Source organism: Agromyces sp. GQ35 (genome assembly GCF_059758475.1).
Genome location: NZ_JCAXEO010000002.1, coordinates 92425 through 112157, shown reverse-complemented (window position 1 = coordinate 112157; position 19733 = coordinate 92425). Strand labels below are relative to the sequence as shown.

17 protein-coding genes are annotated in these 19733 nt (G+C 68.5%); 4 read left to right on the top strand and 13 right to left on the bottom strand.

Annotation, left to right across the window (positions count from 1 at the left end):
* Positions 1-6 precede the first annotated feature (6 nt).
* From cydC to AC6CH0_RS12465, 4 genes are read right to left on the bottom strand one after another with little or no spacing between them, the layout of a single operon-like run.
* A complete protein-coding gene (cydC, locus tag AC6CH0_RS12480; RefSeq protein WP_498101333.1) occupies positions 7-1707 on the bottom strand; it encodes a thiol reductant ABC exporter subunit CydC in 1701 nt (566 codons plus the stop codon).
* A complete protein-coding gene (gene cydD / locus AC6CH0_RS12475; RefSeq protein ID WP_498101331.1) occupies positions 1700-3325 on the bottom strand; it encodes a thiol reductant ABC exporter subunit CydD in 1626 nt (541 codons plus the stop codon). The genes cydC and cydD overlap by 8 nt, the downstream gene beginning before the upstream one ends.
* Before the next feature lies 1 nt (position 3326).
* On the bottom strand, positions 3327-4331 hold the full coding sequence (gene cydB / locus AC6CH0_RS12470; RefSeq protein ID WP_498101329.1) for a cytochrome d ubiquinol oxidase subunit II: 1005 nt from the start codon (positions 4329-4331) through the stop codon (positions 3327-3329).
* A gap of 12 nt (positions 4332-4343) precedes the next feature.
* On the bottom strand, positions 4344-5756 hold the full coding sequence (locus tag AC6CH0_RS12465) for a cytochrome ubiquinol oxidase subunit I (RefSeq protein ID WP_498101327.1): 1413 nt from the start codon (positions 5754-5756) through the stop codon (positions 4344-4346).
* 110 nt (positions 5757-5866) lie between these two features.
* On the opposite strand from AC6CH0_RS12465, the gene AC6CH0_RS12460 reads away from it, so the two are divergent.
* From AC6CH0_RS12460 to AC6CH0_RS12450, 3 genes are all read left to right on the top strand, one after another.
* Complete coding sequence (locus AC6CH0_RS12460; RefSeq protein WP_498101325.1) at positions 5867-6241, top strand: BlaI/MecI/CopY family transcriptional regulator; 375 nt, start codon at positions 5867-5869, stop codon at positions 6239-6241.
* A gap of 2 nt (positions 6242-6243) precedes the next feature.
* On the top strand, positions 6244-7179 hold the full coding sequence (locus AC6CH0_RS12455) for a M56 family metallopeptidase (protein WP_498101323.1): 936 nt from the start codon (positions 6244-6246) through the stop codon (positions 7177-7179).
* Positions 7180-7295: 116 nt separating this feature from the next.
* On the top strand, positions 7296-8012 hold the full coding sequence (locus tag AC6CH0_RS12450) for a DedA family protein (protein ID WP_498101321.1): 717 nt from the start codon (positions 7296-7298) through the stop codon (positions 8010-8012).
* Here the strand turns inward: AC6CH0_RS12450 and AC6CH0_RS12445 are convergent.
* The 5 genes from AC6CH0_RS12445 to AC6CH0_RS12425 form a co-directional block, all read right to left on the bottom strand.
* Positions 8009-8935 (bottom strand): ABC transporter substrate-binding protein, encoded by a 927-nt coding sequence (locus tag AC6CH0_RS12445; RefSeq protein WP_498101319.1) that lies wholly within the window; start codon positions 8933-8935, stop codon positions 8009-8011. The genes AC6CH0_RS12450 and AC6CH0_RS12445 overlap by 4 nt on opposite strands.
* The gene (locus tag AC6CH0_RS12440) at positions 8932-9675 is read right to left on the bottom strand and encodes an ABC transporter permease (protein WP_498101317.1); all 744 of its coding nucleotides are present in this window, start codon (positions 9673-9675) and stop codon (positions 8932-8934) included. The genes AC6CH0_RS12445 and AC6CH0_RS12440 overlap by 4 nt, the downstream gene beginning before the upstream one ends.
* The gene (locus tag AC6CH0_RS12435; RefSeq protein ID WP_498101315.1) at positions 9672-10361 is read right to left on the bottom strand and encodes an ABC transporter permease; all 690 of its coding nucleotides are present in this window, start codon (positions 10359-10361) and stop codon (positions 9672-9674) included. The genes AC6CH0_RS12440 and AC6CH0_RS12435 overlap by 4 nt, the downstream gene beginning before the upstream one ends.
* A complete protein-coding gene (locus AC6CH0_RS12430) occupies positions 10358-11170 on the bottom strand; it encodes an ABC transporter ATP-binding protein (protein ID WP_498101313.1) in 813 nt (270 codons plus the stop codon). The genes AC6CH0_RS12435 and AC6CH0_RS12430 overlap by 4 nt, the downstream gene beginning before the upstream one ends.
* Before the next feature lie 108 nt (positions 11171-11278).
* Positions 11279-11941 (bottom strand): TetR/AcrR family transcriptional regulator, encoded by a 663-nt coding sequence (locus tag AC6CH0_RS12425; RefSeq protein WP_498101311.1) that lies wholly within the window; start codon positions 11939-11941, stop codon positions 11279-11281.
* Positions 11942-12050: 109 nt separating this feature from the next.
* Here AC6CH0_RS12425 and AC6CH0_RS12420 point away from each other — a divergent pair, with 109 nt between their 5' ends.
* Positions 12051-13109 (top strand): App1 family protein phosphatidate phosphatase, encoded by a 1059-nt coding sequence (locus AC6CH0_RS12420; protein WP_498101309.1) that lies wholly within the window; start codon positions 12051-12053, stop codon positions 13107-13109.
* 7 nt (positions 13110-13116) lie between these two features.
* Here the strand turns inward: AC6CH0_RS12420 and AC6CH0_RS12415 are convergent, their stop codons facing one another.
* From AC6CH0_RS12415 to dnaE, 4 genes are all read right to left on the bottom strand, one after another.
* A complete protein-coding gene (locus tag AC6CH0_RS12415) occupies positions 13117-14169 on the bottom strand; it encodes a quinone-dependent dihydroorotate dehydrogenase (RefSeq protein ID WP_498101307.1) in 1053 nt (350 codons plus the stop codon).
* A gap of 40 nt (positions 14170-14209) precedes the next feature.
* On the bottom strand, positions 14210-14683 hold the full coding sequence (gene nrdR, locus AC6CH0_RS12410; RefSeq protein ID WP_498101305.1) for a transcriptional regulator NrdR: 474 nt from the start codon (positions 14681-14683) through the stop codon (positions 14210-14212).
* 85 nt (positions 14684-14768) lie between these two features.
* Entirely contained in the window at positions 14769-16076 is a 1308-nt protein-coding gene (gene hisD / locus AC6CH0_RS12405; protein WP_498101303.1) for a histidinol dehydrogenase, read from the bottom strand.
* 45 nt (positions 16077-16121) lie between these two features.
* Positions 16122-19655: a DNA polymerase III subunit alpha gene (gene dnaE, locus AC6CH0_RS12400; RefSeq protein ID WP_498101301.1), complete on the bottom strand. Its 3534-nt coding sequence runs from the start codon at positions 19653-19655 to the stop codon at positions 16122-16124.
* Positions 19656-19733: the final 78 nt, after the last annotated feature.

Sequence of the window (19733 nt, the reverse complement as noted above, 5' to 3'; positions counted from 1 at the left end):
GCCCGATCATCGCCCCATCAGGCGACCGTCCTCGATCGACACCACGCGGTCGACCAGGCCGAGATCGACCGGCCCGTGGGAGATCAGCACGACGCTGCTGCCCGAGCGGGTGGCGGCCGACGTCAGGTCGCGCAGCAGTGCATTCGCCCGTTCGGGGTCGACGCTCGCCGTCGGCTCGTCGAGCACCAGCACCGGGAACCGCGCGAGCATCGCACGGGCCAGGGCGATACGCTGCGCCTGGCCGCCGGAGACGAGGGCACCGCGCTCGCCGACCTTCGCGTCGAGGCCGCCCCGTTCCTCGAGCCAGGCTCGAAGACCGACCCGATCGAGCACCTCGAGCAGCTCGCCGTCACTCGCGGTGTCTCGCGCGAACAGGAGGTTCTGGCGCACGTCCTCGTCGAAGAGCCACGGGCGCTGCTCCACGAGGCCGACGATGCGTCGCACGGCGGCGGGCTCCAGCGACGATGCTTCGACGCCGCCGAGACGATACGACCCGGAGTAGTCGAGGAAGCGCACGAGGACGTGGGCGAGGGTCGTCTTGCCGGCACCTGAACTCCCCCGCACGAGGATCCGCTCGCCCGGCTCGATCACGAGGTCGACGTGGTGCAGGGCGACGCCCCGGTCGGCGGACTCCGCCGTCGGCGTCTCGGTGGTGGGCCACACGACCCGGACGCCGCGCAACTCGATCCTCGGCGGCCGATCGGTCGGCGGTTGCGCCGGCGAGACGGGGCCGACCGGAATGCCCATCGGTGCCGCATCCGGCACCGCCGCGGCGATCCGCGCCGCGCTCGTTCGTGCGAGCCGGAGGGCGGAAACAGCCAACGGCACCGCCGCGGCGACCTCCGCGATCGCGAGCGGTACGAGGCAGAGCACCGCGAAGGTCGGCGCGTCGATGCGACCGCCCTGCAAGAGCGGTGCCGCCGTGCCGAGACTCGCCGCGACGGCGAACCCGCCGATCGCGCTCACCGCTGCAGCCGCGGCACCTGTCGCCGCTGCGCGCGACCGCGTCACGCGTGCGTACCTCGCCCCCAGCTCATCGATGCGACGCCGTCCGGCCTCTGCGGCGTCGAAGGCGACGAGGACCTCCAGCGCCTGCACGTGCTCGACGATCGCCGCCTGCAGCTCGCCACGAAGCGGGGCGGCGGACCGCTCAGCAGCGCCGACGGCCCGGTGCTGCACGATGAGCGCCGTCGAGATGCCCAGGACGAGGCAGACGAGCACGGCGATGGCCGACTGCGGGGCGAGGAAGCCGATGCCGATGACCGCGCCGACGAGCACGAGCCCCGCGCTCACGAGCGGCTGCACGACCCGCAGCGGTACGTTCTGGAGCTCGTCGACGTCGCTCACGAAGCGATCGAGCAGTTCACCGCGACGGCTCGTCGCGATGCCGTCGGGGGCGACGGGCAGCATCCGCTCGAACACGCTCGCGCGGATCGTGGCCAGTTGGCGGAACGAGGCGTCGTGGCCGCTCAGCCGTTCGAGGTAGCGGAAGACGGAGCGACCGAGTGCGAACGCCCGCACCCCCACGATGGCGATCGAGAGGTAGAGCACGGGCGGCTGCTCGGCCGCTCGGGCGATGAGCCACGCCGAGCACGCGAGCAGCGCGATGCTCGATCCTGCCGAGGCGATGCCGAACAGTACCGACGGCGCGAGCCGGCGAAGGCTCGGCACGGCGCGACGCAGCAGCTCCGCGGTGCGATCAGACATGCACGGCCTCCAGTTCGATCACGCGGTCGGCCCGCTCGGCGAGCGCGCTGCGGTGGGTCGCCACGACGACGATGCGACCCTCCGCCGCGAGCTCGCGGAGTGCGTCGGCGAGTCGTGCCTCACGACGGCCGTCTTGGGCGGAACTCGGCTCGTCGAGCAGCAACAGGCGCGCGTCGCGGGCGAGCAGCCGATGGATCGCCCGCGCCGTCGCCACGCGCTGGGCTTGTCCGCCCGACACGCCCGATCCGCCCGGGCCGAGCAGCAGCCCCGGATCGAGGTCGACGCCGGCGAGCCGGCACGCACGGATCGTCAGCGCGGGGTCGGCGTCTTCGGCGCCCAGTCGGACGTTCGAGGCGATCGAACCCGCGAGCAGGGTCGGCACCTGTCCCGACCATGCGATTCGACCGCGGCTGGCCGCCCCGAGCGGCGCCCCGTCGAGGAGCGCTTCGCCGTCGACGTCAGCGAGTCCGAGCATGGCAGCGAAGAGACTCGACTTGCCCGATCCGCTCGTCCCCGTCACGGCGATGACCTCACCGGGCATTCCGACGAGCTCCGGCGCCTCGAGCACGACCCGGCCACCGCGCAGCACCCGTACGCCGCGCAGGGACAGCGATGCGCTGCCACCTGCGCTCACCCCATCGCCCGTCGGAGTCGATCGGCGGGCGCCGTCCGCGGCATCCAGCAGGTCGAAGGCATCGACCGAGGCGGCGACGCCCGCCGTCGACGCATGGAAGGCCGCCCCCACGTTCCGGAGCGGGAGGAAGACCTCGGGCGCCAGCACGAGGACGAAGAGGCCGGGGAGCAGTGTCAGGTCGCCCGAGACCAGCCTCAGGCCGATCGACACCGCCACGAGTGCCACCGAGAGGCTCGCCGCGAATTCGAGCGTGAAGCCCGAGAGGAACGTGATGCGCAGCACCTTCATGGTGCGCGCGCGGTAGTCGTCGGTGACCGCTCCGATCCGAGCGGCCTGACGTTCGGCGCGCCCGAAGAGCAACAGTGTCGACAATCCCCCGACGACCTCGAGGAAGCCGCGCGACAGCGCCGTCAGGCTCTGCCATTGCCGTCGTTGCACCACCTCGGTCGCCATGCCGATGAGCGCCATGAACACGGGTATCAGCGGCAGCACGATCACGAGCACGAGACCCGACAACGGATCGGCCAGCCACGCCAGCGCGATCAGCACCGGCGTGACCACGATCGTCGACACGAGTTGGGGCAGGTACCGGCCGAAGTACTCGTCGAGCGCATCGAGGCCCGGTCCGAGCACGGTCGCGATCCGCGCCGTGGTGAAGCCGGGCAACCCGCCGGGATCGGCCTCGAGCGCCGTCAGCAGTTCGCTGCGCAGTTCGGCTTTCACCCGCGCGGAACCGGCCGAGCCGACCACGTCCCAGAGCCACGCGGCTACGGCACGAGCGGATGCCGCGGCGACGAGCAGTGCGATGAGCGGCGCCGCCTGCGACATCCGCAACCCGTCGATGAAGCCGGCGACCAGTGACGCGAGCGCCCAGGCGAACGCGACGATCGCCGCGCTCTGCACGAGGGCGAGACCGGCCCCCGCCGCGAGAAACCCGCGTGCGGCGCGCGAGCGGCGGAGCAACCGCGGATCGAGCGGCTTCACCTCAGTGCGCTGCCGCTTCGACGGATGCTCGCGAGACGCGCTTGCGGAATACCCAGTACGTCCAGCCCTGGTACGCGAGCACGAGTGGCAGGAAGATCACTGCGACCCAACTCATCACCGTGAGCGTGTAGGTGCTGCTCGATGCGTTCTCGATCGTCAGGCTGTTGGCGGCGTCGTTCGACGCTGGCATCACATCCGGGAAGAGCGAGGCGAACAGTGCCAGCACGGCAGCCGCGATGGTGATCGCGAACAGGGTGAAGGCGACGCGCTCCGCGCCCCGCGTGTTCGCGAGCCAACCGCCGATGAGGGCGACTGCGGCGAGGGCCGCGAGCACCCAGAACCCGAGACTCCCGAACGCGAAGCCGGTCCAGAGCAGGAACGCCGCCGCGACGACGATCGTGACGAGGCCGGAGCGTGTCGCGAGCCGTCGCGCGCGCTCACGCAGTTCGCCCTCGGTCTTCAGTGATGCGAAGACCACGCCGTGCGTGAAGAACAGCAGCAGGGTGGTGAGGCCACCGAGCAGGGCGTACGGATTCAACAGGTCGAAGAGGGTACCCGTGTAGTTGTGGCCGGCATCGAGTGGCACGCCCTGCACGATGTTCGCGAAGGCGACGCCCCACAGAAACGACGGCACCGTAGAGCCGACGACGATCATCCCGTCGAACCAGTTCTTCCAGCTCGATTCGGGGCGCTGATGGCGGTACTCGAACGAGACTCCGCGTGCGATGAGCGCGAGCAGGATGAGGAGCAGGGCGAGATAGAAGCCGGAGAACAGCGTGGCGTACCACTCGGGGAACGCGGCGAAGAGCGCGGCTCCGGCGACGATCACCCAGGTCTCGTTCAGGTCCCACACGGGCCCGATGGAGTTGATGAGTACGCGCCGATCGGTGTCGTCCCTTCCGAGGAACGGGAGCGACATGCCGACGCCGAAATCGAACCCGTCGAGCACGAAGTAGCCCACGAAGAGGAAGGCGACGATCCAGAACCAGAGCACCGTGAGATCCATGTCCGTCTCCTCCTAGTAGACCGTCGTGGCGGGTTCGTGGCGACCGGTCTCGGGGTCCGGTTCGCCGACCTCGGGCGGCCCGTTCCTGATCGCCCGAATGACGAGCCTGACCTCGACGAGCGCGAGCGCACCGTAGATGAGCGTGAACGCGACGAGCGAGATGAGAACTTCGAGGCCGGTCACGTTCGGCGAGACGGCCGATTCCGTCGGCAGCAGGCTGAAGACGATCCAGGGCTGCCGGCCCATCTCGGTGAAGACCCAGCCCACGATCATGGCTGCGAGCGAGAGGGGGAAGCTCCAGATCGCGACCTTCCAGATCCATGCCTGCTTCGGCATGCGACCCTTCCTGGTCAGCCACAGCCCGACGACGGCGACGAAGACGTGCGCGAGGCCGAGGCCGATCATCCAGCGGAACGCCCAATAGGTCACCCAGATGATCGGGGCGTAGTCACCCGGCCCGTAGAGCTCCTGGTACTGCGCCTGGAGGTCGTTGATGCCCTCGACGCAGCCGTCGAAGGTGTGCGTCGAGAGGAATGAGAGCAGGTACGGCACCCGGATCGAGAACAGTTCACTCGAGCCGTCGGGTGTGCCGAGGGTGAAGATCGAGAACGAGGCGTCCGCCCCGCACACGGTGTTGTACGTCGCCTCGGCCGCCGCCATCTTCATCGGCTGGGTTGCGACCATGGCGAGGCTCAACTGGTCGCCGAACAGTGTCGTCAGGATGCCGGAGCCGACCATCACCCACAGGCCGAACTTCAGTGCGGGCCGCATGGTGTCGAGGTGCTGGTTTCGCGCGAGGTGCCACGCCGCGGCGCTGATGATGAGGCCGGCAGCGACCATGAAGCTCGCGGCGATGGTGTGCGGGAACGCCGCGACGGCGACCGGATTGGTGAGGAGCGCGCCGATGTCGACGAGCTCGGCGCGGCCGCGTTCGACGTTCATCTGGTAGCCGACCGGGTTCTGCATGAACGCATTCGCGGCGATGATGAAGTACGCCGACGCGATCGACCCGATCGCCGTCGCCCAGATGGTGGCCAGGTGCACGCGGCGCGGCAGTTTGTCCCAGCCGAAGATCCAGAGGCCGATGAACGTCGCTTCGAAGAAGAATGCGAGCAACCCCTCGAGCGCGAGCGGCGCGCCGAACACGTCGCCGACGAAGCGCGAGTACTCCGACCAGTTCATGCCGAACTGGAACTCCTGCACGATGCCGGTGACGACGCCCATGGCGAAGTTGATGAGGAAGATCGAGCCGAAGAACCTCGTGATCCGCAGGTACTCCGCCTTGCCCGTGCGGAACCACGCCGTCTGGAAGACGGCCGTCGTCGTCGCGAGGCCGATCGTGAGCGGCACGAACAGGAAGTGATAGACGGTCGTGAGTCCGAACTGCCATCGGGCCAGGAGCAGCGGGTCGAGCAGCTCGTTCACGGATGCCCCTTTCACACGCGTTCGCGTCGTGATCTCGCGAGTTCTACATCTCGTAGAACCTTCTTCTACCGAGCGTAGAACATTTGGTCGTTCGACGGTAGTCTGGGGTCATGGCAAGTCTCGGCGAACTGGAGCGCTCCGTGATGGAGGTGCTGTGGTCGCGTGATGCCGGCCTCACCGCGAACGATCTTCGCGATGCGCTCGCCGTGCACGACGGCGAACCCGGGCGGGCCGTGGCCACGACGACGATGCTCACCGTGCTGTCCCGCCTCGAGCGCAAGGGGTTCGTGACTCGGGCGCGAGAAACGCGACCGCATCGGTACCGGGCCCTCCTGACTCGCGAAGAGCACACTGCCGAGCTCATGCACGAGGTGCTCGACCGGTCGAGCGACCGCGACGCCGCACTCGCGCGCTTCGTCGGCACGGTGAGCGCAGGCGAAGCCGCCACACTGCGCCGACTCCTCGACGATCTCTCCTCCTCCTGACCATGCTCCTCGTCGCCGCACTGCTCGGCGGGTTCGCGCTCCTCCTCGCGTGGCCGGTGCCGGTCGCGCTCTCGCGCGCATCGTGGCCGTCGCGTTCGCCGGCGGCTGCACTCGCACTCTGGCAGTCCATCGCGCTCGGCGGCGGGCTCGCGATGATCGGCTGTCTGCTCGTCTACGGCTCCTCGCCCGCCGGTTCACTGCTCGGTGCGGCAGCAGCCCTGCTCCCGCACCTCTTCACGGGGCCGATCCCTCCGGACTTCGGCGTCGTGCACCTCGCAGCGCTCACCCTCGCCGCCGGCCTTGCCGTGCACCTCGCCCTGAACCTCGCCCTCACCGCAGTGACGGCCGAACGCGAGCGGCGGCGTCAGCACCAGCTGATCGCGCTGCTCGGCGACCCGCTGCCGGGCCAGCCACGGACCCGGGTCCTCGCCCACCCGCTCCCCCTCGCCTACTGCGTGCCCGGCATCCGCACGGCGACCGTGCTCACCGACGGACTCATCGACGCACTCGGGGAATCGGAACTTCGAGCCGTCATCGCCCATGAACGAGCCCACCTCGACCAGCTCCATCACCTCGTGCTCCTCGCGTTCCGCGCCTGGCACAGTGCGCTGCCGTGGTTCCCGATCGCAAACCGCGCCGAGCGCTCGGTCGCCCTCCTCGCCGAGATGCTGGCCGACGACCAGGCACGGCATGCCGCCGGTGACGACGCACTCCGGAGCGCGATGCTGCAGGTCGGCAGCGGCGGCGAACCCGGCGCGTACGCCGACTCCGGCGGGGTGATCCCCGACGCGGAGATGCTCGAGGCACGCCTCTCCCGGCTCGGCGAGACCGGTCGTCCTCCGCACACCTCGAGTCGGCTGGTCGCGGTCTTCGCCGCCGCCCTCATCGTCGCGCTGCCGATCGCGTCGCTGCTCGTCACCCTGGTCGGCACCACGTGATGCGCGGCGGGCGCTTCGGACCCTGACCCGCCATCCGTCCGCGGTACGGTCGGGCCTCGCACGGAATCACCCCGCAGTCTGATGTCGACGCCGGCGCGCCTCGGTACGCTCGGATGATGAACGAGATCCTCGACTGGATTCTCGACACCGTGCAGGCTGTCGACCCCGTCGCCCGTACCCTGCTCGCCGGGCTCGGCATGCTGCTCGAGACCTCGGTGCTGGTCGGGCTCGTGGTGCCCGGTGACACCGTTGTGATCGTCGCGTCGACGGCCGTCGACGGGCTCGGCGAGTACTTCGCACTCGCGATCGCCGTCATCGTCGGCGCGCTCATCGGCGAGAGCATCGGGTTCGCGCTCGGTCGCTGGTTCGGACCGCACATCCACGCATCCTGGGTCGGCCGGAAGATCGGCGATGAGAACTGGGATCGCGCGCAGCGCTATCTCGAGCGTCGGGGCGGCCCGGCCGTCTTCATCTCCCGCTTCCTGCCGGTGCTGCACTCCCTCATCCCGCTCACCGTCGGCATGAGCACGATGCGCTACCGACGCTTCATCGCGTGGACGGTGCCGGCGTGCGTCATCTGGGCGTTCGCCTACGTCACCGTCGGCTGGCTCGCTGCGGGCAGCTACCGCGAGCTCAGCCGCGAGCTGCACTGGGCCGGCTATGTCTTCGTCGGCATCATCGCCCTCTTCCTCCTCGCCGCATGGGGCGTGAAGAAGCTGCTCGTTCGCTCAGAGGCGAAGCACATGGAGGCCGCTGCGGTGACCTCGGCCATACACGACGACGGGCCGGACGCCGCAGCATCCGACCCGTCGAACCTCGACGTGAAGCCTTAGAAGAGCGACTTCTCGGCGAGCCAGTCCTTCGCGATCTCATCGGCCGACTGCTGTTCGTTCACGCTCAGCGAGTTGAGGGCGACCAGATCTTCGGCGGTGAGCGCAGCGCTCACCGTGTTGATGACCTCGGCGATCTCGTCGGTGACCTTCTCACTCACGACCGGCACGACGTTCGAGGCGAGGAAGAGCCCATCGGGGTCTTCGAGCGTCACGAGGTCGTTGGCCTTGATGTTCGGGTCGGCGCTGTAGATGTTCACGAGTTGCACCTGGTTGTCGACGAGAGCCTTGAGCGTCAGCGGGCCGCCACTGTCTTCGATCGGAGTGAAGGCGACATCGACGCCGTACACCTCTTTCAGCCCGTCGGGGCCGTACGGACGCGTCGCGAGCTCGGAGTTGCCGCCGAGAGTGAGCGGCGTGGTGACCTTCGCGAGGTCGGCGAGGCTCGTCACGTCGTTGGCCTCGGAGAACTCCTTGGTCACGTTGTACGAGTCCTGGTCGGTGGCCGACGACTGGTCGAGCACCCGGAGCCCCTCGGGCAGCGCCGTCTCGAGCTCGGCGTAGACGTCGTCGCTCGTCGTCGCCTCGGTGTCGGGCACGTAGTACTGCAGCAGATTGCCGGTGTACTCGGGGAAGACGTCGATCTCACCGTTCTCGATCTCGGGAATGTAGACCTCGCGCTGACCGATGCGAGGCTCGAGCTCGACCGTGTAGCCGTTCTCTTCGAGCGCTTGAGCGTAGATCTCGGCGATGATCTCGTTGGAGTAGTAGTCCTGCGAACCGACGACGATCGTCTCCGAGGAGCCGCCGCCGTCTCCGGATCCGCTGTCCAGCGGATCGCCCGCTGCGCACCCTGCCAGGGCCACTGTCGCCCCGACCGCGACCGCTGCCAGGGCAGCGAGCCGGCCTTTTCCTGCTGTGTTCATTCTCGATTCCCTTCGGTGATGGGTTGCCCCACGACCGCTCGCGGCCGGGCCGGCCGCGAGCGGAGCTCTCTGGTGCGCGTCGCGCGCACCCCGGTGGGCACGACGAGACGCTGGGTGATCGCGAAGATGCCGTCGACGATGAGGGCGAGGAGGATGACGAGGATCGAGCCGCCGAGCATCTCGTCGTAGTTGCGCGTCTTCAAGCCCGCGAAGATGAAGCGTCCGAGGCCGTCGTCGGCGATGTACGCGGCGAGCGTCGCGGTCGCGATGATCTGCAGCGTCGCCGATCGGATGCCGCCGACGATGATCGGGAGGCCGAGGGGCACTTCGACCTTGCCGACGACCTGCACCTCGCGCATGCCCATCGCGCGCGCCGCATCGATCGTGCGACGGTCGACCGACTCGAAGCCGGCGTAGGCGCCTGCGAGGAGTGGCGGGATGGCGAGGATGACCAGTGCGATGATCGGAGCGCCCAGGCCGATGCCGATCCAGAGACCGAAGAGGGTCAGCACGCCGAGCGTCGGCAACGCACGGAGACCGCCGGAGACCATCACGGCGAGCTCTCTACCCTTGCCGGTGTGCCCGATGAGGGCACCGGCAGGCAGCGCGATCGCGGAAGCGATCACGAGCACGAGCGCCGAGATCCAGATGTGCTCCCAGAGTCGCTGCGGAATGCTGCCGACGCCGCTCCAGTTGGCCGGGTCGAGAACCCACGCGAAGCCGTCGATGAGCAGGTTCATGCGACGTCCACCTGCTTCACGAGGCGAGGCGGCGCAGCCTTCCGTGTCGCCGGGCGCGGGCGCGACCATGGCATGAGCAGGCGTCCGGCGAGCACGACGACTCCATCGAGCACGAGGGCGACAGCGATCGTCGCCACGATGCCGGTGAAGATCTCGAGCTGGATGCCGCGCTGGAACCCGTCGGTGAAGAGGGTGCCGAGGCTGCGCACGCCGATCACGGCGCCCACCGTCGCGAGGCTCACCGTGCTGACGACGACGACCCGCAGCCCGGAGAGCAGCACCGGACCGGCGAGCGGCAGCTCGACGGCCCAGAACCGACCGGCGGCGGAGTAGCCCACCGCGGTCGCCGACTGGCGGATATCTCGTTCGACCGAGTCGAACGCATCCGCTGAGGTGCGCACGATGACGGCGATGCCGTAGAGCGTCAGGGCGATCACGAGGTTGACCGGCGACCGGAGCCCGAGACCGGTGAGTGCCGGCAGCGCGATGAAGAGTGCGAGTGACGGGATCGCGTAGAGCAGCGCACACAGCGCGAGCAGCACGCCGCGCGACCACCGGTACCGGTGTGCGAGCCAACCGATCGGTACGGAGATCACGAAACTCAGTATGATCGCGGGCACCGACAATGCGAGGTGCGTGAGCGTCAGCTCGCCGACCAGGTCGAGGTTCGACCAGAGCCAGTTCACGAGGCGAGCACTCCAGCCGGACGGCCGTCGGCATCGACGACGAGCTGCCGCCCGCCGATCTCGGTGAGGTGCAGGGCGCGCTTTCCGCGATTGGCGCCCACGAAGTCCGCGACGAAGTCATCGGCCGGGTTCGCGAGGATTTCGGCCGGCGATGCCGCCTGTGAGATCTGGCCGCCGTACTGCATGATGACGACCTGATCACCCAGCAGGAATGCCTCGTCGATGTCGTGTGTGACGAAGACCACCGTCTTGCCGAGGTCTCCTTGCAGGCGGAGCAGCTCCTGCTGGAGCTCGGCGCGCACGATCGGGTCGACCGCTCCGAAGGGCTCATCCATCAACAGGATGTTGGGATCGACCGCGAGTCCCCGCGCGACGCCCACGCGCTGCTGCTGCCCGCCCGACAGCTGGCTCGGGTATTTGTCCGCGAGCGATCGGTCGAGACCGACCGTGTCGAGCAGTTCGAGCGCGTGCGCATGCGCGTCGCGTCGCGTCTCACCGCGCAGGAGCGGAACGGTCGCGACGTTGTCGATCACCTTGCGATGCGGCAGCAACCCCGAGTTCTGCATGACGTAGCCGATGCTGCGGCGGAGCGCCACCGGTTCGCGGGTCGCGACGTCGGTGCCGTCGATGAGCACCTGGCCGGACGTGGGATCGACCATTCGGTTGATCATGCGCAGCAGGGTCGTCTTGCCGGAGCCCGACGATCCGACGAGCACCGTCGTCTTCCGCGGGGGAATGACGATGTCGACGTTCGCGACGGCGACGGTGCCGTCGGGGAACTGCTTCGTGACGTTGCGGAACTCGATCATGCTGCCTCATTCCAGGCCCGGCGGTCGCCGAACCCGACGTCCAGCCAAACATCAATCGCGTGCCGAGGCAACGAGCACGACGCGGCGCGTCGCCGCGCGGCTCCCCGATCAGGCGGCGTTGCTGGAGGCGAGCGCTTCGCCCAGGTGCTCCGTGAGATAGTCGCGCACGAGTCGCTTGGCTTCGGCGAGGTACCGGTCGTCGCCGGCAGCGTCGCGTTCGAAGGCGCGGCTGATCAGCGCATCGCCGAGTTCGATCGAGATGCCGAGGCGGAACCGCAGCTCGGCGTCGTCGGCCGTGCCGCCGAACTCCGCCTCGATGAGCCTCGCCATGCGGTGCGCGAACTCGGGTTCGATGTCGCCCTCCGCCGTCTCGCGACGAGCGGCGTGCACGACGCTGAAGCCCGGCTCGTTGCGGTACATCGCTGCACAGGCATCGAGCGCGACATCGACGACGTGCCACCAGGTGTCGAGCTCGGCACGCTCCATGTCGTCGGCGACGCGTTCGCGGAATCGGCGCACCGAACGCTCGCGGAGCGCGTGCAGCACCGCCACGCGATCGGGGAAGTACCGGTAGACGGTGCCGATGGAGGCGCCCGCCCGCTCGGCCACCATCTGCGTGGTCAGACGTTCGAATCCGGACTCGTCGACGATCTCCGCCGCCGCGTCGAGCAGCGCGTCGAGCCGCTGCGAACTGCGTCGCTGCGTCGGCTCGGTGCGGATCGAGCGTCTCCGGCTCGGATCGGCCCCCAGGATCAGGTCGACATTCGGCACGGAACCTCCTCAGTTGCGCGTCTACTCTACCCGGCGCGACCCCCTGCAGAAGACCACCTGTGCACCCTCCGTTTCGCGGCTCGACGCCGGCGCATGACAGACTGAGTGGATGCCGGCGAGCTCCCCCCCTCCGGCCGGACAACGAGAGCGCCAGGTCCGGCATCGTGCTGCGCGCCTCGAAGACTGGATCCACGACATCCGCGAGCGTTGGGCCCGTCGACGCGGCCACGTGCCGACGGTGGTGCCGTACACCGGGTACGGCTCGACCGCTTGGGTTCGCGTGCTCTGCCGGGTGCTGCTCAGTCGCCCCGTCGATCCCGACGATCGTTCCAAGCGGCGTCGTCGACGAGGAGAACAGGGCATCCGCGGCTGGCGGAGCTTCACCAGCGTGCCCGTCGGTGATGTGCCCGTCGTCATCGAGGTGGGCGGCCAGCGCATCGAAGTGCTCGCCGATCGCGGCGGCGTCGTCGACACGAAGGTCCCGGTCTCGCTCGAACCCGGCTGGCACCGCGTCACCCTCACCGCCGAGGGGTCCGAGCCGGTCGAGGCACCCATCTGGATCGTCGGCCCCGACGTCGACTTCGGCATCATCTCCGATGTCGACGACACGGTCATGGTCACGGCACTCCCCCGCCCGTTCGTCGCATTCTGGAACACCTTCGTGCTCGATGAGCATGCGCGCATCCCCACGCCCGGCATGGCGGTGCTGTTCGAGCGGCTCGTGAGGTCGCACCCCGGCTCACCCGTCATCTACCTGTCGACGGGCGCATGGAACGTCGCCCCCACGCTCACCAGGTTCCTCTCTCGCAATCTCTACCCCGCCGGCCCCCTCCTGCTCACCGATTGGGGGCCGACGCACGACCGCTGGTTCAGGAGCGGCCGCGAGCACAAGGCCGACAATCTCCGGCGCCTCGCCGAAGAGTTCCCCGACATGCGCTGGCTCCTGATCGGCGACGACGGGCAACACGACGAAGAGCTCTACGAACGCTTCGCGACCGATCACCCGGGTCGGGTGACCGCGGTGGCGATCCGTCGTCTCTCCACCGGCGAAGCCGTGCTGGCAGGTGGGCGCACGAAGGGCGAACAGCACGCAACCGGCGTGCCCTGGGTGTCCGCGAGCGATGGCTCGACCATCGCCGACCACCTCGCCGACCTCGGCGTGCTCTGAGTTCGCGCTACGCGGCGAGTGCTGCGTTTCGACCGCGCGCGAATCGCGCGAGCCCTCGATTGACCTGTCGAGCCCAGAACGGCCCACGGTAGATGAACGCGGAGTACCCCTGCACGAGCGTGGCACCGGCGTCCAGTCGATCTTGCACGTCGGCCGCGGTCTCGACTCCGCCGACCGAGACGACGCACAGGTCGGCCGGCACCTGAGCACAGATCAGTCGGAGCACCTCGAGGGAGCGCGCGGCGAGCGGGGCTCCGGAGAGACCGCCGGGGCCGATCTTCTCGACGACGGATGCCGCAGCACGAAGCCCCTCGCGAGAGATCGTCGTGTTCGTGGCGATGATGCCATCGAGCTCGAGGCGCTGGACGAGCTCGCAGATGCGCACGATCTCGGCATCGTCGAGGTCGGGAGCGATCTTCACGAGCAGCGGCGTGGCACCGGACGCGGCGCGCACCGATTCGAGCAGCGGCGCGAGCGAGTCGATCTCCTGCAGGCCTCTGAGACCCGGCGTGTTCGGCGAGCTGACGTTGACGACGAGGTAATCGGCGAACGGGGCAAGCACTCTCGCGCTCCGGACGTAGTCGGCGACCGCGTCGTCGACGGCGGTGACGCGGCTCTTGCCGATGTTCACGCCGAGCACGGGGCGATCGCGACGTCGCGACAGCCGCGAGAGGCGGCCGGCCGCTGCATCCGCACCGCCGTTGTTGAAACCCATGCGGTTCACGAGCGCGCGGTCGCCCACGAGGCGGAAGAGTCTCGGCCGCGGGTTTCCGGGCTGGGCGATCGCGGTGATGGTGCCGACCTCGACGTGGCCGAAGCCCAGCTGGCCGAGACCGCGCACGGCGAGCCCGTCTTTGTCGAAACCGGCCGCGACGCCGAAGGGCGACGGGAACCGGAGTCCGAGCGCCTCCACGGCGAGCGAGGCGTCGGGCGCGGTGAACCGCTCGACGAGCCTGCCCAGCCCCAGGGTCGGCAGCGCTCGGATCACGCGGAACGCGAGATGATGCGCGTCCTCGGGGTCCAGGTGAGAGAGGACGGCGGAGAAGAGAAGTCGATACATCGCGCCTCAGGCTACCGGAGTCGCCGAGAGCGGGCCGACGTCACTCGACCGGGCGAGCGGGCAGGCGACCGTGCTCCTCACGGAGCTGAGCGATCGCCGACTCGAAGTCGTCGAGGGAATCGAACGCCTGGTAGACGCTTGCGAAGCGCAGGTAGGCCACCTCGTCGAGCTCGCGGAGCGGCGGCAGGATGGCGAGGCCGATGTCGTTGGCCTCGATCTGCGACGCACCGGTCGAGCGAATGGTCTCCTCGACCTTCTGGGCGAGCACGGCGAGATCGGAGTCCGTCACCGGTCGCCCTTGACATGCCTTCTTCACACCGAGCACGACCTTCTCGCGACTGAACGGCTCGATCACGCCCGAACGCTTGATGACGACGAGGCTGGCCGTCTCGGTCGTGGAGAATCGACGTCCGCACTCGGGGCACTGGCGGCGCCGCCGGATCGAGAGCCCGTCGTCGCTCGTGCGGGAGTCGATGACTCGGGAATCGGGGTGACGGCAGAACGGACAGTACATGGTGCTCCCAGCCTAGCGGCGGTGGTCATGGGCCTCGGGCGCTCTCCACAGCGCGGACTCTCGCGAACCGACGCGCCCGGCGGACTCACTCCCCGAATCGGGCCGTGACCGCCTCACCGTGGGCGGGGAGGTCCTCTTCGGCGGAGAGTGCGGCGATGACGGGGGCGACCTCGCGGAGTGCGTGCTCGTCGTACCGCACGATCTGCTGCGGCCTCAGGAAGGTCGCTGCCGAGAGCCCCGAGGCGTACCGAGCCTGCCCGCCGGTCGGCAGCACGTGATTGGAGCCGGCGGCGTAGTCGCCGAGGCTCACCGGCGAGTACGAGCCCATGAAGATGGCACCGGCATTCTCGATGCGGGCGAGCGTGGCGTCGGCATCGCGCACCTGGATCTCGAGGTGCTCGGGGCCGAAGGCGTTCGCGAAGTCGGCCGCCTGTGCGAGGTCGTCGACGAGTACGAGCGCGGACTGGGCGCCTTCGATCGCCTGGCGCACACGCTCGCTGTGCTTCGTCGTCGACACCCTGACCTCGAGTCGTTCGATCACACGAGCCGCGAGGGCCGGCGAGTCGGTGACGAGCACGGCCGCCGCGAGCTCGTCGTGCTCCGCCTGGCTCACGAGATCGGCGGCCACGAAGTCGGGGTCGGCACTGTCGTCGGCGATGACCAGGATGTCGGTCGGACCGGCCTCGGCATCGATGCCGGTGACGCCCTGCACGAGCCGCTTGGCTGCGGCGACGAAGACGTTGCCCGGCCCGGTGACGCGTTGCACCGGCTCGAGTCCGATGCCCTCGACGCCGTACGCGAACGCGCCGATGGCGCCCGCGCCGCCCATGGCGTAGACCTCGTCGATGTCGAGCAGCGCGGCGATCGCGGCGATCGTCGGGTGGATGCGCCCGCCGTGCTCGGATTGCGCCGGCGACGCGAGCGCGATCGAACGTACTCCGGCCACCTGCGCCGGCACGACGTTCATGATGACGCTCGACGGGTAGACCGCCTTGCCGCCCGGCACGTACAGTCCGACGCGCGTGACGGGTTGCCAGCGCTGCTCGACGACCGCCCCGCTGCCGAGCCGGGTGACCCGGGGCTCGGGCACCTGCGCCCTGCTCGCGGCACGCACGCGCTCGATCGTCTGCAACGCCGCGGAACGGATCTCGGCGTCGAGCCGCTCGAGCGCCGCCGCGAGCTCGTCGGGCGGCACGCGCACGGCCGTCGGCCGTACGCCGTCGAACCGCTCGGCCTGGTCGAGCAGCGCCGCCTCGCCATGCTCGCGGACCTCGTCGATGATCGCCCGAACCGTGTCGAGCACCGCCGAGACGTCGCTCGCCGAGCGAGGCACGAGGGCGAGCAGGCCGGCCGGCGTCGGGCGGGTTCCACGTAGATCGATGGTGCGCAGCATGATGCATCCCAGCCTATCGACGCGGCGCTCCGTGCGACGTCGCGGTCAGACGAGGCAGTTCGGGCCCAGCAGGCTCTTCAGCTCGCCGTAGAGGTCGGCGGTCACCTTCACCGGGTACTGCCCGACCTCGAAGACTCGACCGACGCGACCCTTCGTCAGCGTGATCCGAACCTCGGTGTCCCCGTGATGGCGTACGAGCACATCTCGGAGCGCCTCGGTCGTCTCCTGCGTCGCCCGTTGGTCGGGCAGCGTGATCTTCACGATGCCCGACTCTTCGTCTTGACCGATTTCGGGCGTGAACACGCTGTAGGCATGCAGGTTCATGCCGTCGTCACGCATGCTGACCCGCCCACGTACGACCACGATCGAATCGGCCTGCAGCCCGGGCGCGAACTCCTGGTACGCCTTGCCCATGAACATCACCGTGATCTCGCCCGAGAAGTCCTCGACCGTGATCATGCCGTACTGGTTGCCCGATGCCTTCGCGATGCGATGCTGAACGCTCGTGACGAGACCCGCGACGGTGACGGTATCGGCATCTTGCGTCGAATCCGAGGTCATCAGCTCGGTGATCGTCGTCGATGCGTGCTTCGCGAGTGGAGCCTCGAGTCCGGCGAGCGGGTGATCGGACACGTAGAGCCCCAGCATGTCGCGCTCGAACGCCAGCTTCTGCTTCTTCGGCCATTCCGGACGCGCTGGCACGAGCGACGGCGCGGCATCCCGCTCGTCGTCGTCGAAGAGGCTGTCGAAGTCGAAGCCGAAATCGCCGACCTCCTCGGCCCGCTTCTCCTTTACGACCGACTCGACCGCGCCCTCGTGGATCTCGACGAGCGAGCGACGCGTGTGGCCGAGCGAGTCGAATGCACCCGCCTTCGCGAGCGACTCGACCGTGCGCTTGTTCGCCACCGGCAGCGGCGACTTCTTCAGGAAATCGTGGAAGGACTCGAACCGGCCCTTCGCCTCGCGTGCGCCGCGGATCGCGTCGACCACGTTGGACCCGACGTTGCGGACCGCGCCGAGTCCGAATCGGATGTCCTCGCCGACGGCGGCGAAGTAGCCGATCGACTCGTTCACGTCAGGCGGAAGCACCTTGATGCCCATGCGACGGCATTCGTTGAGGTAGAGCGCGAGCTTGTCGCGCGCGTCACCGACGCTCGTGAGCAGCGCCGCCATGTACTCGGCCGGATAGTGCGCCTTGAGGTACGCGGTCCAGTAGCTGAGCACGCCGTAGGCAGCCGAGTGCGCCTTATTGAAGGCATAGTCGGAGAAGGGCAGCAGGATGTCCCAGAGCATCTTGATCGCGGCATCCGAGAAGCCATTGGCCTTCATGCCGCCCGAGAATCCCTCGTACTGCTTGTCGAGCTCGGACTTCTTCTTCTTGCCCATCGCGCGCCGCAGGATGTCGGCCTGGCCGAGCGAGAACCCGGCCACCCGCTGGGCGATCGCCATCACCTGCTCCTGGTAGATGATGAGGCCGTAGCTCGTATCGAGGATGTCTTTCAGCGGCTCTTCGAGCTCGGGGTGGATCGGCGTGATCGGCTGCAGGTTGTTCTTGCGCAGCGCGTAGTTGATGTGCGAGTTCGCGCCCATCGGGCCAGGCCGGTACAGCGCGATGACGGCGGAGATGTCTTCGAAGTTGTCGGGCTTCATCTGGCGCAGCAGCGAGCGCATCGGCCCGCCGTCGAGCTGGAACACCCCGAGGGTGTCGCCTCTCGCAAGCAGGTCGTAGGCGCCCTGGTCGTCGAGCGCGAGATCTTCGAGCACCGGGCGATGGCCGCGGTTGGCTTCGATGTTGTCGAGCGCGTCGTCGATGATGGTGAGGTTGCGCAACCCCAGGAAGTCCATCTTGATGAGGCCGAGCGACTCGCACGCCGGGTAGTCGAACTGCGTGACGATCTGACCGTCTTGTTCGCGCTTCATGATCGGGATGATGTCGACGAGCGGATCGCTCGACATGATCACGCCGGCCGCGTGCACACCCCATTGGCGCTTCAGGTTTTCGAGGCCGAGCGCCGTCTCGAAGACGGTCTTCGCCTCTGGGTCGGTCTCGACGATGGCTCGGATGTCAGAGGCCTCTTTGTACCGCGGGTGCTTCGTATCGAAGATGCCGGTCAGCGGAATGTCTTTGCCCATGACTGCGGGCGGCATCGCCTTCGTGAGCTTCTCGCCCATCGAGAACGGGAAACCGAGCACGCGGCCCGCGTCCTTGAGTGCCTGCTTCGCCTTGATCGTGCCGTACGTCACGATCTGTGCGACGCGCTCGTCGCCGTACTTCTCGGTGACGTACTTGATGACCTCACCGCGACGACGCTCGTCGAAGTCGACGTCGAAGTCGGGCATCGAAACGCGGTCGGGGTTCAGGAACCGCTCGAAGATGAGGCCGTGCTGCAGCGGGTCGAGGTCGGTGATGCGCATGGCGTAGGCGGCCATCGATCCGGCGCCGGAGCCGCGACCCGGTCCGACCCGGATGCCGTTGTTCTTCGACCAGTTGATGAAGTCGGCGACGACGAGGAAGTAGCCGGGGAACCCCATCTGGAGGATGACGCCGACCTCGTAGTCGGCCTGCCTGCGCACCTCGGCCGGAATGCCGTTCGGGTAGCGCACCGCGAGCCCGCGGTCGACCTCTTTGACGAACCAGGTCTCTTCGCTCTCGCCCTCGGGCACCGGGAAGCGCGGCATGTAGTTGGCGTTCGTGTTGAACTGCACGTCGCAGCGTTCGGCGATCAGCAGGGTGTTGTCGCAGGCGTCGGGGTGGTCGCGGAACACATGCCGCATCTCGGCCGCAGTCTTCAGGTAGAACTCGTCGGCATCGAACTTGAATCGATTGGGATCGTCGAGCGTCGAGCCCGACTGAACGCAGAGCAGGGCGGCATGGCTCTTCGCATCGTGCGCATGCGTGTAGTGCAGGTCGTTCGTCGCGACGAGCGGCAGGCCGAGGTCTTTCGCGAGCCGGTGCAGGTCTTCCATGATGCGCCGCTCGATGCCGAGCCCGTGGTCCATGATCTCGGCGAAGTAGTTCTCTTTGCCGAAGATGTCGCGGAAGTCGGATGCCGCCTTCACCGCCTCGTCGTACTGGCCGAGGCGGAGGCGCGTCTGCACCTCGCCCGACGGGCAGCCGGTCGTGGCGATGAGGCCCTTCGAGTACATCGACAGCAGCTCGCGGTCCATGCGCGGCTTGAAGTAGTAGCCCTCGATCGAGGCGCGGCTCGAGAGCCGGAAGAGGTTGTGCATGCCCTCGGTCGTCTCGGAGAGGAGCGTCATGTGGGTGTAGGCGCCGGAACCGGAGACATCGTCTCCGCCGCCGCCGCCCCAGCGGATCCTCGTCTTGTCACCGCGCGCGGTACCCGGGGTGACGTACGCCTCGGTGCCGATGATCGGCTTGATGCCGGCGTCGGTCGCCTGCTTCCAGAAGTCGTAGGCGCCGAACACGTTGCCGTGGTCGGTGACCGCGACCGCGGGCATGCCCTCGCCCTTCGCCGCCTGGATGAGTTCCCCGACCCGGGCCGCACCGTCGAGCATCGAGTACTCGCTGTGCACATGCAGATGGACGAAGGAATCGGTGGCCACTGGGCTCCTCATCGGGGTACGGCGAGTGTGGATCTGGGTCTTCGAAGTCTACGGCCGACCACCACCGGTCGGTCCGCCCAGGCGCGCGTT

Bases quoted from the DNA above. Each gene is read 5' to 3' on its own strand.
- AC6CH0_RS12415 (WP_498101307.1), bottom strand. From the start codon at position 14,169: ATGTATCGACTTCTCTTCTCCGCCGTCCTCTCTCACCTGGACCCCGAG.
- AC6CH0_RS12460 (WP_498101325.1), top strand. From the start codon at position 5,867: ATGGCAAGTCTCGGCGAACTGGAGCGCTCCGTGATGGAGGTGCTGTGG.
- AC6CH0_RS12420 (WP_498101309.1), top strand. From the start codon at position 12,051: ATGCCGGCGAGCTCCCCCCCTCCGGCCGGACAACGAGAGCGCCAGGTC.
- AC6CH0_RS12445 (WP_498101319.1), bottom strand. From the start codon at position 8,935: ATGAACACAGCAGGAAAAGGCCGGCTCGCTGCCCTGGCAGCGGTCGCG.
- AC6CH0_RS12430 (WP_498101313.1), bottom strand. From the start codon at position 11,170: ATGATCGAGTTCCGCAACGTCACGAAGCAGTTCCCCGACGGCACCGTC.
- AC6CH0_RS12440 (WP_498101317.1), bottom strand. From the start codon at position 9,675: ATGAACCTGCTCATCGACGGCTTCGCGTGGGTTCTCGACCCGGCCAAC.
- cydB (WP_498101329.1), bottom strand. From the start codon at position 4,331: ATGGATCTCACGGTGCTCTGGTTCTGGATCGTCGCCTTCCTCTTCGTG.
- AC6CH0_RS12450 (WP_498101321.1), top strand. From the start codon at position 7,296: ATGAACGAGATCCTCGACTGGATTCTCGACACCGTGCAGGCTGTCGAC.
- nrdR (WP_498101305.1), bottom strand. From the start codon at position 14,683: ATGTACTGTCCGTTCTGCCGTCACCCCGATTCCCGAGTCATCGACTCC.
- AC6CH0_RS12455 (WP_498101323.1), top strand. From the start codon at position 6,244: ATGCTCCTCGTCGCCGCACTGCTCGGCGGGTTCGCGCTCCTCCTCGCG.
- cydC (WP_498101333.1), bottom strand. From the start codon at position 1,707: ATGTCTGATCGCACCGCGGAGCTGCTGCGTCGCGCCGTGCCGAGCCTT.
- hisD (WP_498101303.1), bottom strand. From the start codon at position 16,076: ATGCTGCGCACCATCGATCTACGTGGAACCCGCCCGACGCCGGCCGGC.
- dnaE (WP_498101301.1), bottom strand. From the start codon at position 19,655: ATGAGGAGCCCAGTGGCCACCGATTCCTTCGTCCATCTGCATGTGCAC.